This window comes from Gluconobacter vitians (assembly GCF_015244565.1).
Lineage (GTDB): Bacteria > Pseudomonadota > Alphaproteobacteria > Acetobacterales > Acetobacteraceae > Gluconobacter > Gluconobacter vitians.
Window position 1 is genome coordinate 21,064 of sequence record NZ_JABCQG010000020.1, and the last position, 13,468, is coordinate 34,531.

General features: G+C 64.0%; 9 protein-coding genes and 2 pseudogenes. 2 read left to right on the forward strand and 9 right to left on the reverse strand.

Annotated features, from left to right (window positions below; all coding sequences use genetic code 11):
* Nucleotides 1-5: 5 nt before the first annotated feature.
* From HKD24_RS12705 to HKD24_RS12720, 4 genes are all read right to left on the reverse strand, one after another.
* Nucleotides 6-1,853 carry a DUF1800 family protein gene (locus HKD24_RS12705; RefSeq protein WP_194260616.1) on the reverse strand — a complete coding sequence of 616 codons (1,848 nt, stop codon included), beginning with the start codon at nucleotides 1,851-1,853 and terminating at the stop codon, nucleotides 6-8.
* Nucleotides 1,854-1,960: 107 nt separating this feature from the next.
* Complete coding sequence (locus tag HKD24_RS12710) at nucleotides 1,961-3,163, reverse strand: glutathionylspermidine synthase family protein (RefSeq protein ID WP_194260617.1); 1,203 nt, start codon at nucleotides 3,161-3,163, stop codon at nucleotides 1,961-1,963.
* A 9-nt stretch (nucleotides 3,164-3,172) separates the two neighbouring features.
* Nucleotides 3,173-3,493 carry a hypothetical protein gene (locus HKD24_RS12715; RefSeq protein WP_194260618.1) on the reverse strand — a complete coding sequence of 107 codons (321 nt, stop codon included), beginning with the start codon at nucleotides 3,491-3,493 and terminating at the stop codon, nucleotides 3,173-3,175.
* A gap of 78 nt (nucleotides 3,494-3,571) precedes the next feature.
* On the reverse strand, nucleotides 3,572-4,423 hold the full coding sequence (locus HKD24_RS12720; RefSeq protein ID WP_228124394.1) for a deaminated glutathione amidase: 852 nt from the start codon (nucleotides 4,421-4,423) through the stop codon (nucleotides 3,572-3,574).
* Between the two features lie 474 nt (nucleotides 4,424-4,897).
* Here HKD24_RS12720 and HKD24_RS12725 point away from each other — a divergent pair, with 474 nt between their 5' ends.
* Complete coding sequence (locus tag HKD24_RS12725; protein ID WP_194260619.1) at nucleotides 4,898-6,877, forward strand: hypothetical protein; 1,980 nt, start codon at nucleotides 4,898-4,900, stop codon at nucleotides 6,875-6,877.
* Between the two features lie 49 nt (nucleotides 6,878-6,926).
* Here the strand turns inward: HKD24_RS12725 and HKD24_RS12730 are convergent.
* The 4 genes and pseudogenes from HKD24_RS12730 to HKD24_RS12740 all read right to left on the reverse strand — a co-directional run bounded on the left by HKD24_RS12730 (nucleotide 6,927) and on the right by HKD24_RS12740 (nucleotide 12,319).
* Nucleotides 6,927-9,978: pseudogene (locus tag HKD24_RS12730) on the reverse strand (efflux RND transporter permease subunit).
* A gap of 9 nt (nucleotides 9,979-9,987) precedes the next feature.
* Complete coding sequence (locus HKD24_RS12735) at nucleotides 9,988-11,007, reverse strand: efflux RND transporter periplasmic adaptor subunit (RefSeq protein WP_322783317.1); 1,020 nt, start codon at nucleotides 11,005-11,007, stop codon at nucleotides 9,988-9,990.
* Nucleotides 10,959-11,150 (reverse strand): hypothetical protein, encoded by a 192-nt coding sequence (locus HKD24_RS15320; RefSeq protein ID WP_228124395.1) that lies wholly within the window; start codon nucleotides 11,148-11,150, stop codon nucleotides 10,959-10,961. The genes HKD24_RS12735 and HKD24_RS15320 overlap by 49 nt, the downstream gene beginning before the upstream one ends.
* A complete protein-coding gene (locus tag HKD24_RS12740; RefSeq protein ID WP_194260622.1) occupies nucleotides 11,147-12,319 on the reverse strand; it encodes a TolC family protein in 1,173 nt (390 codons plus the stop codon). Before HKD24_RS12740 ends, HKD24_RS15320 begins: the two co-directional genes overlap by 4 nt.
* A gap of 263 nt (nucleotides 12,320-12,582) precedes the next feature.
* Between HKD24_RS12740 and HKD24_RS12745 the strand changes: the two genes are divergently transcribed.
* Nucleotides 12,583-13,266, forward strand: a complete 684-nt coding sequence (locus HKD24_RS12745) for a Fe2+-dependent dioxygenase (RefSeq protein WP_194260620.1) — start codon at nucleotides 12,583-12,585, stop codon at nucleotides 13,264-13,266.
* A 101-nt stretch (nucleotides 13,267-13,367) separates the two neighbouring features.
* Here the strand turns inward: HKD24_RS12745 and HKD24_RS12750 are convergent.
* Nucleotides 13,368-13,468 (reverse strand): annotated as a pseudogene (locus HKD24_RS12750) (IS5-like element ISMex42 family transposase); the annotation flags it as partial.

Below are 13,468 nucleotides of genomic sequence, written 5' to 3' on the forward strand. Positions count from 1 at the left end.
CGTATTCAGACCGGGACGACCAGCCCTGTCATGGGGTCCACGGTCGGGCCCGGGAAGACCGTTGCAACGGCACGCGACGGCAGATGCAGGTGGTCGCAGAGAACGCCTGCCGCCACTGCCCGCAGATCCGTCGTGGGGGCGAGGTCCCGGTTCTCGAACAGCTGGCTGCTCCGCAGACCCGGCCAGGTTCCCCCGACTTTCCCGCCCGCCACGGCTCCACCGGCCAGAAAAGCGACCGTGCCCGTTCCGTGATCCGTCCCGCCCGTGCCATTGATACGGACGGTCCGTCCGAACTCCGTCATCGCGAGAACCACCGTGCGTTTCCAGCTCTCGCCAAGCCCCTGACGCAGCGCCCCGATACCGCGATCGAGCTGTGCCAGCGGACTGCCGAGCCGTCCGAGCTGCCCGGCATGCGTGTCCCATCCGCCGATTTCCAGAGCCGCGATCCGGGGCCCATGTGGCGTAGCCAGCATCTGCCCAGCCGCCGTGGACAGCCGGGCGAAGGCATCGGGCTTGCGGGACTTTTCCGGAACCGCTGTGCCGCCCATGTCCATCCGGGACGCCTCGGAAAATCCGCGGGCCTTCAGGGCGTTGCGGAAAGCGGGGCCTGTCACGGGGTCATGGGCATTCAGGGCGAGGATCTGGCTATAGAGATCGGCGTCCGGATGCTGGCTTCCGGCCGGGGCATAGCTGCCCACCCGCCACGCCCAGTCCGCCCGGGCCAGCATGTCCGCAGGCGCGCACCAGTCCGCGGCATTGTCGCTCCAGCCATTGGGCAGCGGTGCGGTCCACAGCGGCTGTCCCAGTGTACTGAAAGCCGAGGCCAGCTGATGGGCGGGGGAATGCGGATCGTCCGGCCGGCTGGGCTCTCCACCGATGGATAATGCCCGGAGCACGGCCGTGGCGTAGTCCATGGGCGAGCGGAACTTGCCCCCGCCCGGCCCCGGATCGGGCAGGTCCGCCAGCGCAAGGGATGCCGCCTGCAGATCGCCTTCACTGTCCCGCAAAACGGTCTCGACATGCCGCACGAAAGCGGGTGACGGCGTGTCCGATACGAAATGCTGGACCATCTGCGTGGCGATATGGCGGTAGGTCGCGGGATGCGTGCCAAGAAAGTGCAGGGCCTGCACGCCGCCGTCCTCGCTTTCCGGAAAGGCCTGTCCCATGAGCGTTTTCGGTCCCGGTTCGTGCGCCTTTTCCCGGAACACGAAACCCGGCCGCTCTGCCTTCATGTCCACGCCCCAGCCGGTGAGGATCGCGGCGAAGGACGTCACATCTCCCTGGCTGTATCCGGCGGCGGGCGAGACGGTGTGCAGTTCCAGACATTCGCGGGCCAGGTTTTCGTTCAGCCCGTGATGGCTCTTGCGGCCTGCCGCGCTGTCCGGCCCGATGGAGGACGCATTGTCCAGATACATCAGCATGGCCGGATGCCGCATGACCGCCAGAAGCATGTCCGAAAAACGCCCGGTCACATGCGGGCGGATGGCCTCGCGCATATAGGCGCCGATGACAGCCCGCGTGCTGCCCTGCCGCAGACTGACCGTGAAATGGTTGAACCAGAACCACGCCAGCCGCTCCCGAAAAGGCTGATCCGTCAGCAGCAGGGTGTCCATCTGCGTGGCGACTTCCGCCTGGAAGATCGGTTTGACCAGCGGGTCACCCTGCACCTTGGTGCGACGCTGTTCCCGCAATGCGATCAGGCCATCCGCACAGGAAGACACGCCTCTGAACATGGCCGTGTCAGGCCCGGTCAACTGATGCGCGAGCCAGTCATGCAGTGACAGACCCGCGCCCTCCCGCGCGCTGTCCCGCTGGCCCCATCCAAATCTGTTGATTGCACTGACAGGTCGCATGGCATCCTCACGATGTCGGAAGTCGGCACCCTAAGGGACGCTGATCCCATCATGTGGCAAAACCGGGGCGGTATTGTGTGAAGCTTTCAGACATGCTCCGCGATCGCTCACCCCGGGCGCAGCAGTCTGCGCATGAAGCCCGGCCTGCGGACCAGATGCGGCACGATCGGCGAGGTGTGCCGCACAATCGGGTCCTGGCTCTCCCGCATGGTCAGACCGGCGAAGCTGTCCCCGACAATCCAAGCCCCGACCGATGCCGTCACCCCGTCAACGCGGTGATCGGCGAATTCCTGATAGATTTTCGGATATGCGCCATAGGTCCCGCTTTCGGCGCAAAGGGCGCGGCCATCGCGCAGGATACGCACATTCTCGCCCCCACGTGCATGGATCGGTTTCTCCACATAGGCGCGGGAAGAAGAACGTCCGCGCCTGCCGATCACGTCCTGCGCCGAATAATAACCGGCCGCCAGCAGATTGGGATGCCCCGGATAACGCTTCCACAAGGCGGGCAGCAGCGCCTTGTTGGATAAAAGCGCCGTCCAGGGCGGATTCAGGAACGTACATCCACAGTTCTGTAGATGCCGCGCGCCGGAATCGCGAAACATCAACTCCCAAGGATACATGCGGATCATGCTCCGGACGATGCGTCCGCGATGCAGAAGCTGGCCGCCATGCGTGATTTCCAGATCGCGCAATTCGCAATGGATCGCCTCAAATCCGGCCTGTTCGGCCCATTGCCGGTAATAGACGGCATGGGTCGTGTCCTCGAGATTGTCCGGATAGGGCACGATGTGAATGGTGCAATCAATCCGTCCCTTCCGTCGCAGATCCGCTAGCCGATTTACAAGAGCCTGCGCATCCAGAGGTGCATGAGCATGCGGATGCCCCTTCTGCCGATGCCATGAATTCTGCATCCGCGTGCTTTCGGGCAATGTTGCGGGTGTATCGGCATTATATTCGATCAGCCGGGGCTGACCGTCGCACCAGGCGAGATCGAAGCGGCCGATCAGGAACGGGTCACGCCGCGCCCAGGACTGGCGCACCACGTCTTGCACGGCAGGCGGAATATGAAACGCATCCAGTCCGCCCGGTTGCCTGACGGCCTCGTCCACGACCGACAGGCAGAGCCGGTGCAGCGTTTCCGAGACTTTCCGGATGAGCGCGACCGCAGCCGCATCGAATTCGTAACGGACATCCTCGCGCCAGGCGAAGCTGCCATCGGCATTGCGGTAATAATGGTAGCCGAGCCGGTCCGCCTCAGCCTGCCAGTCCGGCCTTGCAGAAGACGTCAGACGGCGCAGCTGAACCATGCGCGAAAACTATTCGCCCCCGCCCGCATGGCCACCCGCGCTTTCGCCAAATCCGGCATGGCCCGCCGAGCCCTCATCCCCGTCACCGTGGCCGCCACTCTTATCGTCGGACCTTCTGGTGGATGTTGGAATATACACGGCGCCCGAGGAATGGCCGGAATCCGAACAGTTCTGGGGGCGCTGGGCCTGCCCGGCCGCAGAAGCGCACGGGTCTGGCCGGCCCGCCTGAGCCTGCATTGCGTGCGGATTCCGCAGGCTCAGACCGATCACACCAAGCCCCATAACGAGAGCACCGGCCCCCAAACCCCACGCGATACGGTTCTTCATCATTCGTCTGCAAGACTGTTTAACAGAAACGCACCGTAACACAGCCGTTTGCAGAAGATAGACCTCTCCTGCAGCCAGGCTTCAGCCTTGCAGCTCCGCCAGAACGGGTGCCGCAAACCGCCGGTTTTCCAGAACCGGGAGCACCCGCCGCGCATGAGCGATCCGCTCCCGGTCCAGCGTGGCAAAGCCCAGTGCAGGCGCCTCGCCCAGCGCCAGCGTCACAACACCCAGCGGATCGACCACCATGCTGAAGCCGGTATTGCGCGCGCCGCATTCCCCGACCGCCACGACATAGCAGGTGTTTTCCAGCGCCCTCGCCACGGACATGATTTCCCAGTGACGCTCCTTGCCCGGCCCCCGCACCCAGGCCGCCGGCAGCAGCAGAACTTCCGCCCCCGCCAGTGCCAGATGACGCGCCAGTTCCGGAAAACGCACGTCATAGCAGGTCATCAGACCCACCTTCATGTCCCCGATCTGCACCACGGGCGGCAGCTCCAGCCCCGGCGAGGTGCGCTGGGATTCCTTCATGCTGAACGCGTCATACAGATGCAGCTTGCGATACGTCGCAATGAACGCTCCGTCCCGCAACACGAACTGCGTGTTGTAGAACCGCCCTGCCCCGTCCGGAACATTCACACATCCCACCACGGCAATGCCCTGACTGGCCTTGCGCAGCCCTTCCATGAACGGACCATCCAGCGGCTGCGCCGTCTGCGGCAGAAGCTCCGGATTATTGATATCCTGCGCCAGAATTCCTTCGGGCAGAACCAGAAGCTCGGCCCCACCCTCACGCGCTTTCCCGATCAGATCCAGACACTGGCGCTGGTTGGTCTCCCAGTCCGGCGCAACGGCAAACTGTCCCAGAGCAACTTTCATCACGGCACCCCATTCCGGAGGAAGAACAACGCCTCCCCATTTCGTTCCCCCCAGCATGCCCGACCGTCCCGGTGCGGTGAAGCCGGAACTTTCACCTCCTGCTTCTTCAACACATCACGGAAAAACGGATCTGATACTTTTCCTTACAGACAAAGACCATGGATATCCGCTCCCTCGAAAAACAGCGGTTCCAAAGAACACAGGGAGCACCCCACCTTTCAGGAAAAACAGACCCGAAGTTCCCGATCCGGATCACGTCCGTATTCAAAAGAAAATCCACGATATAGTTGCGTTTTTTACTATCCGTCTTCCATCACACTGCCCTCCTGGCACAGCAGGATCACGGAATTCACATTGCGAAACCGAACTCACGTTTCCGTGATAACCCCAGAAGCCGCTCCGAATATTTCCCTCCACTCACAGCAGTTTTCCGCCGTCCCACACCGCCCCCACACCTGAAAATCTTTTTAGAAGCTATCGCGCGCGAGTTCATGCACATGTTCGGGACATCTTTTGACATGGGGGAATTAGTTGAAACTGCTCACCTTCCGCACTCTGCACGTCCTGCGGTTATCAGGACGTGGATGCCTGTTTCTCGGAACAACCCTTGGCGTCCTCGTACTGGGGACAAAAGCCCGGGCCGACGATGATATCGTTTCAAAAATGGAACAGGAAATGAGCCGCCTTCAGGCCGCTCAGGCCCATGTGCAGGAAGAACAGCGCGCCATCAATCACGACATGGCCGTGCTGAAAGCGGAAATCGCCCGACACCACGCCTCGGGCAGCTCTGCCTCCCATGCCTCCGCCTCCCATGACGGACAGCTCGCCGCCGCCCGTCCGGACGCCCGCACTGACCTCCACGCAGAGCATGGCGAACGGATCACCACCGCATCCGCGCGCCGTCATGGCCTTAAAACCGCCGAAGCTCCCCAGTTCACGGCTACGCCTGGCGAAATGACCGCCACCGCCGGAGCCGAACCTGTCCGCGGCGCTGTGGCACGGCGCGACCGAGTTTCCCTCTCCCCCACCGGACGCGGGGTGATCGACACGGACAAGGGCTCCGAACTCGCAGTCGTCGGGCATCGCGCCGAAGACGTGCTCGTCCATTTCGCGGAAAACGGCGTGGGTCCGCATCCGCGTGAGACGCTGGGCGCGCAGTCCGCGGGTGCCGTCGGCGATCACGGCGTGTTCCATCTCGGCCCGGTCACGCTCATGCTCGGCGGTTTCGTCGATACGGCCGCCGTGCTCGAGAACCGCCATGTCGCATCCGATACGTTCAACTACTGGCAGGACATGCCGTATCCGAACGAGCCGCGCTATCACACCAACAATTTTGACGGCGGCGCCCGCTACAGCCGCCTGTCCCTGCTCGCACGCGGCAACATCAATTCCGAAGCCACGATCTCGGGCTTCTTTGAATCCGATTTCGGCGCCGGCGCCGTTACGACCGATCCTTACGAGAGCAACAGCTACTCCTTCCGTCTGCGTCAGGCCTATCTGGCCTATGACGACAACAAGGAAGGCTGGCATTTCCTCGGCGGTCAGGCCTGGAGCCTTCTGACGCCGGGCCGTGCCGGTATCGTCGCACGACAGGAAAGCCTTCCGGAAACGATCGAAGCCTCGATGCTGGCGGGCCAGACCTGGTCCCGCCAGTGGCAGGTCCGCATCGTGAAGGATTTCTTCCATCACCGTCTGTGGACCGGTCTTTCAATCGAAAACCCGGCCACGCTGTATGACACGACCGGCTTTTCCACCAGCAACGGTGCGGTGTCGATGCCCAACGGCTCCACCGTCACGATCGGCGAGAACGGTGTTGGCCTGACCAATGACACGGCCAATTTCTCCAATGAAATTGCGCCTGACGTCATCGGCAAGGTCGCCTACGATCCCGTCTGGGGCCATTACGAAATGGAAGGCATCCTGCACTTCCCCCATGACCGCGTAACCATGGGCAATACCGGCCATAACAACACCGCCATCGGCGGCGGCGCGGGCGGCTCCATGATCCTGCCGCTCATTCCCGGCAAGGTGGAACTGCGCATGGCCGGCCTCGCAGGCTGGGGCATCAACCGCTACGGCTCCGTCCTGCTGCCCGATGCCACGCTCAAGGCCAATGGCAGCCCCGATCCGCTCTTCGGCGTCCAGGCCCAGGCCGGCATCATCGCGCATCCCAACCCGCGCATCGATGTCTATGGCTATTTCGGCACCCAGCGCGTCGGCCATTCCTACTTCAACCAGAACGGCAGTTCCTACGGCTACGGCAATCCCGGCTATTCCAATGCCGGCTGCCTGCAGGAACTCTCCGCCCTGTCCTGCACCGCCAACACCCGTGGCGTGTCCGAAGTCACGCTCGGCGCATGGTGGCGCTTCTTCAAGGGCAAGTTCGGCACGGTGGAAGCCGGCACACAGCTCGCCTATGCCCGCCGCCAGATCTGGTCCGGCATTGGCGGCGATCCACATACCAGCATGAGCCAGATCTTCTTCGACTTCCGCTACCTGCCCTTCCAGTAAGTGCCCCCACCCCGGACAGGCTCACCCCCTGTCCGGGGCGCTTTCATCGTCACGGCCAAAAAAACCGCGCATAGAGCGTCGGCAATACGAACAGCGTCAGCAGCGTCGAGGACACCAGCCCTCCGATCACGACCGACGCCAGAGGCCGCTCCACTTCCGCACCCGACCCGCCCGAAAACGCCATCGGAAAGAAGCCCGGACTGGCCACGGACGCTGTCGCCAGAACCGGCCGTAACCGGCTCCGGGCCGCCTGAAACGCCGCATCCGCCGCCGCAAGACCTTCCTACCGGAACACCCGGATCTGGCTGACCAGCACCACACCGTTCAGAATCGCCACGCCAAACAGCGCAATAAACCCGATCCCCGCCGCAATACTGAACGGCAGCCCCCGCAGCGCAAGTACGAAAATCCCGCCCGTCGCCGCCATCGGCAGATTGGCAAAGACCAGCGCCGCTGCCCCGAACGATCCCAGAGCCGCCACCAGCAGCAGGAAAATCAGCGCCAGCGCGATCGGCACGACAATGAACAGCCGGTGCAGCGCGGATTGCAAATTCCGGAACTGCCCGGCCCAGACCATCCGGTACCCCTGCGGCATCCTGATCTTCTGCGCCACGGCCTGCTGCGCCGCCGCCACGAATGAACTCACGTCCCGCCCGCGGATATTGGCCTGCACGATCACCCGGCGGTGGATATTGTCCCGGTCAATCCGCGATACGCCGTCCGACAGCACGATATCCGCCACCTGTGACAGCAGAACCCAGCCCTGCCCGTCCGCCCGGCGTACCTGCAGATGCCCGATCCGATCCGCTGAACTGACTGCATCCTCCCGCAGACGCACCTGCGTCGGAATGATCGCGCCCTGCACCGTCACCGGCTTGCCGACATGACCGCCCACGGCTTCCACAACCGCAAGAATATCCGGCACCGACACCCCCAGCCGCGCCGCCGCATCCCGGTTCACGTCAATATGCAGGAACGGCACCGTCCCGCTCCCCTGCAATGCCACATCCGCCGCACCGCGCACCGTCCGCAGCGTCTCAACCACCTGCCCGGCAATCCGGTTCAGCTCCGCAAGGTCATCGCCATAGACCGAAATCGCAAGCTGTGTGCGCACGCCAGCCAGCAGATCATCCATCCGCATCTGGATCGGCTGCGACCAGGAATACGCCGCATCCGGCCGCGTCTTTTCCAGCACGTCATTGATCTTCGTAACCAGCCCGGCCTGCGTGGACGCCGTCTTCCATTCGTCATGCGGACGAAGGAAAATGAACGTATCGGTCTCATTCGTTCCCATCGGATCGGTCGGGATCGCCGCCGTTCCCGTGCTGCTGACGACCGTCTGCACTTCCGGAAAAGACCGCAGGATTTTCTCCTCCGCCGTCACCCCGTCCAGTACCGTATCAAGCGACGCCCCCGGCAGACGCGTCGAAGTCAGGACCAGCGAGCCTTCCTCAAGCTGCGGCACGAACTCCCCGCCCAGACGCCCGCCAACCAGCACCGCCAGCAGAAACGCCGCCACGGTCACGACCAGAAGCCGCCCGCTGTGATGCTCCGTCCAGCGCAGGGCCGGCTCGTAATACCGCCGCACCGTCCGCACGAACCAGGTCTCCCGGTCCGGCTTGGGCATTGCGCATCACCAGCGCCGCCAGCACCGGAACACAGACGAAGCAGTAAGCCAGCGAAGCCAGCAGCGCCATGATGACCGTCTGCGCCATCGGCCGGAACATCTTGCCCTCGATGCCCTGAAGCGTGAGCACCGGCAGATAGACCATGATGATGACGAAGATCGCAAAACTGACCGGCCGCACCACGGCCCGTGCAGCATCCGCCGTCAGCGCGGCAAAGGATCCGGACGCCCGACGCTCCCCACGCTCGACCATGATGTGCTCCACCACGACGAGCGAACTGTCCACGATCATTCCGAAATCAATCGCGCCCAGACTCAGCAGATTGGCCGACACACCAAACAGTCGCATCCCCGCCATCGCCGCCACCAGAGACGCCGGAATGACGGACACGATCACCAGCGCCGCCCGCCAGTCCCCCAACACGACGACCAGCACGAACAGCACCAGCGCCGCGCCGATCAGCAGGTTTTCCTTGACCGTATGGATCGTCTGCCCCGTCAGGCTCGCCCGGCTGTAGAATGGTTCCAGCGTCACGCCCGGCGGCAAAGACTGCCGGATCGCCGGCAGCACGCGCCCGATTGCATCCAGCGTCGCATTCGAACTCGCCCCGGTCTGCATCATCACGACGCCAATGACCGCCTCGCCCTGCCCATCACGCGTCACGGCCCCAAGCCGCGTCCTCGGCCCGGCGGAGACAACGCCCATGTCCCGCAGCCGGATCACATGCCCGCCTGTTCCCAGCTTCACCGGAATGGCGCCAAAATCCGCCAGACTGCCCACCAGTGCGCGGCCCACCACCACGTTCTGCTCGGCATGATGCGCAATCCAGCCGCCGCCGGAGGACGCATTGTTCGTATCGACAGCCTGCACGATCTCGCTGACCGAGACCCCGAAGGCCCGCATCCGCGCCGGATCAACCGCCACCTGATACGTCTGGACCGACCCGCCATTGACGTTGACGTCCACAACACCCGGCACCAGCCGCAATTGCGGCACGACCGTCCAGGTCATGAGCCGGTTCAGCTCCATCAGCGAGAGCCCGGCGCCCCGGATCTGCAACTGCATGATCTCGCCCATGCCCGTCGCCAGCGGCCCCATCGAGACACTCACACCCGGCATGGTGATGCTGTCCCGCGCCGCCTGCAGCCGCTCCGAAACCCGCGTCCGGTCCAGATCAATATCCGTCGCGTCATCGAACTGCAGATAAACCGCCGAGACCCCCGTCCGCGACACGGAACGCAGATCCGTCACACCCGGAATACCCGTCAGGCTCGCCTCAACCGGAAAGGTAATGAGCTTCTCGACTTCTTCCGTCGCCAGCCCCGGTGCGGTGACAGACACCATGACCTGTTTGGGCGAAATATCCGGCACCGGCTCGACCGGCAGGCCCGGCACGGTCATCACCCCGCCGATCATCAGCGCAACAAGCAGACCCAGCAGGACAAAACGGTTGGACTGAAAAAAATGCAGCATGAAACCCGGTCAGTCCGTATCCAGCCCGCTGACGAGCGACATGGATTTCAGGGCAAAGCTGCCCTCCGTCACCACACGGTCCCCCGCCTTCAGATTGCCCTGCACGACGACGCTCTTATCCGTCGCCAGCCGCACCCGGACCTCGCGCGGCGCATACTGCCCATCGGCCGTCTGCACATAGACAAGGTCATGCCCCTCGATCGTCTGCACCGCATTCGACGGCACGATCATGCCGTCCACGGCCTCACTGGTTTCCAGCGCTGCATCCAGCATGATCCCCGGCCGCAGAAACGCCACCGGTCGGTCCACGACACACACCACCCGCACCAGCCCCGTCACCGGATCAGCCACGCCATCAATCGTCGTAATCTTCGCCCGGAACGGCTCAGCCCGCGCATTCCCCGACGGACGAACCGTCACGACACCACCAGGCACCAGCCGCGACACCTCATCGGGCCGCAGATCCGCGACAATCCACACGCCCGACAGATCCACGACCGTCGCCACAGGCTGCCCCGGCGTCACATCCGACGCCACGGAAGTCTGGATGGACTGCACCACACCCCGCACCGGCGAAATCAACGTGGAGGCCTCATCCTGCACGATCTTTTCCGTCACGGAGGTGAACTCCTCCGTCAGCCGATGCTGGATCAGCCCGATATCCGCTTCCCGCGCCACGACCGCACTGCGCGCCTGCTGCACCGCCGCCTGACGCCGTCGCACTTCCCCGGCCGACACCGTGCTGCCCACAAGCGACTGCCCGCGCCGATAGGCCAGCTCGGCCTCCCCCAGCGTCGCCTTCGCTGACGCCAGAGCCGCCTCGTCCTGCTCCAGCTGACGATGCAGCACGTGAAGGGAATGATCCGTGTAATCAATGAGCGCCTGCCCGGGCACCACGTTCTGCCCCGGCGTCACTCGCACCGCCGTGACCTTCCCGTCTCCGCTCGTGCGAATCACCACCGTCCGCGACAGATCCGCGCTCACCCGCGCCAGTGCCGAGACCGTGTCATGCAGCGTCCCCTGCCGCACCCCGCGGTCTGAAGATGCTCACCCTCCTGCGCCTCGGCCCCGAGCGTCAGCGGCTGCATCCAGCCCGGCGCATCCGCCGCACCCGCATGTCCAAGCGCGCACAGCGCCACCCCACAGACCAGAAAACGCACAAACCGGCTCATGGAATGGTCCCCGTCGCAATACCCATCCGGATGATCGCCGCATGCCAGGCAATCTCCGCACGGTTCAGATCCAGCAGCGCCCGATACGCATCCATCCGTGCCCGCAACGCCTCGATCAGCGGCGTCTCACCCACCCGCCAGGACCGCTCCATCCCGTCCGCCCGGCGGAGCATGGAACTGGCCTCGACGCGCGAGTTCGACAGCGACCCCGTCGCCGCGACCAGATGCGCCCGCACCTGCGCCATTTCGTTGCGCACAGCCCGCCGCGCCTCGACTTCCTGCCGCGTTGCCGCCGCCATCCGGTCCCGTGCCGCGGATTCCTGCGGCGTATTCGTCACCGCACTGGGCAGCGGCACCCGCAGATTGACGCCCACCTGCGTGTCCCAGGGGCTGTCATACTGCCCCTGATCAATCGCATCGACACCGATTTCCGGATTGGGCATGAAGCTCTTGCGCGCCAGTTTCATCTGGTTCTGCGCCGCAATCACGGCCTGATGCGTCGCCCGTACCCGCGGATCGACATCCTCGACCCAGCGTGCATCATTGGCCCGCGTCAGCGCCAGCCAGTGCTCATCCGCCTGCGTAATGTCCGGCACACCCGGCAGCCCCGTCAGCGTCCGCAACTGGCTCGCAGTGGTTTCGATTTCCTCAGCCGCCATGTCCGCTTCGCTGCGCGCCTGCGCCAGCTGCGCCTCCACGGCCTGCTGATCCGACACTGCGATTTCACCCACATGCCCGGCCCGCTGCACGTCTCCTTCGATCCGCCGAAGCGCGGCCACCGTTGCCAGAGCCGCCGTCTGCCGACGCATGGCCATGATCGCAGCCCCGGTCGCATCCACAACCCGCACCGCAACCGACATCCGCTCTACATCAAGACGAACGGTTGCTGTCTTCGCCTCGGCCTTCGCCACATTCTCGGTCGCCGTGCCCTGCCCCGGCAGCCAGAGCGGCACGGAAACGCCGCCCTGCCAGGTGATGTAGCCATGATTGGAGCCGCTGATACGGTCATCATAGTAGTCGCCCGTCAGCGTCGGCCCGCCTGCAAACCAGGACTGCGCCGCCTTCGCCCGCGCATCGGCAGAATCCTGATTAACTTCCAGTTCGGCCCGCACGGGGTCCGTTCTCCAGGCCGCCGCAATCGCATCGTGAATGGACAGCGGCGCCCCCATCCCTTCCGAGGCCCGGACCGGCGCCACTCTACATGCCAGCGCAACAAGACACGCGGCAGCCACCTGTCGACGCGACAGTCCCGCACACCACGCAACGGAAAGGGAATGAAATGCCATCCCCGTCTCATCCCCCGCTCTGCCAGACGTGTCAACGAAAGGATGCGCGACACCCGGTCCGGCGCCTGATTGCCGCCCTTCACAAACGGCCTTATGACTCCAAGATAAGAGTCATTCTCAACTAAATTTTCCAGAGATCGAACCCCATGCTCGTCCACATCCCCAATGTCCTCTCCCCTGAAGAAGTCCGCTATTTCCGTGACAGACTGGAAGCCGCCGAATGGACGGATGGCCGCGTCACCGCCGGCGAGCAGTCCGCCAAAGCCAAGCTGAACCTCCAGATCCCGCAGGACTCGCCCGAATGCCGTGAACTCGGGGAGCTCGTCCTGCGCGCGCTAGGCCGCAACCCGACCTTCAACAGCGCTGCCCTGCCCCTGCGCGTCTATCCGCCGCTTTTCAACCGCTACGACACCGGGATGCATTTCGATGCCCATGTGGACAATGCCATCCGCCCGATCCCCGGTGCGGGGATGCGCATCCGCACGGACGTCTCTTCCACGCTCTTCCTCACCGGTCCGGATGAATATGACGGCGGCGAACTCGTCATCCAGGACACTTACGGCACCCAGAGCGTGAAACTCCCCGCAGGCGACATGGTGCTCTACCCCTCGACCAGCCTGCACAGCGTCAACCGCATCACACGCGGCAGCCGCTGGGCCTCGTTCTTCTGGTCCCAGTCCATGGTCCGCGACGACACCAAGCGCAGACTGCTCTACGACTTTGACTGCTCCATCATCGAGACCCGCAAGGCGCTGCCCGACAGTCACCCCGCTGTCCTCGGCCTGACCTCGACCTATCACAACCTGCTGCGCCAGTGGGCCGAACTCTGACTTTCCCGCCCAACCGTGCCGGAATTCTTCCGGCACGGTTCCGGCTCCGCACGGCAGCGATAATTTTTTACTGGAAACAATCAAATAAAAACTAGGGCCTGTTAGCACTTGATCCAGTCTGCAGCAGCAGCGATGTGTATGACGGCAAGGAATGACGCCGCTGTTTTTTCGTATCTGGTCGCGACTGCACGCCACTCCTTGA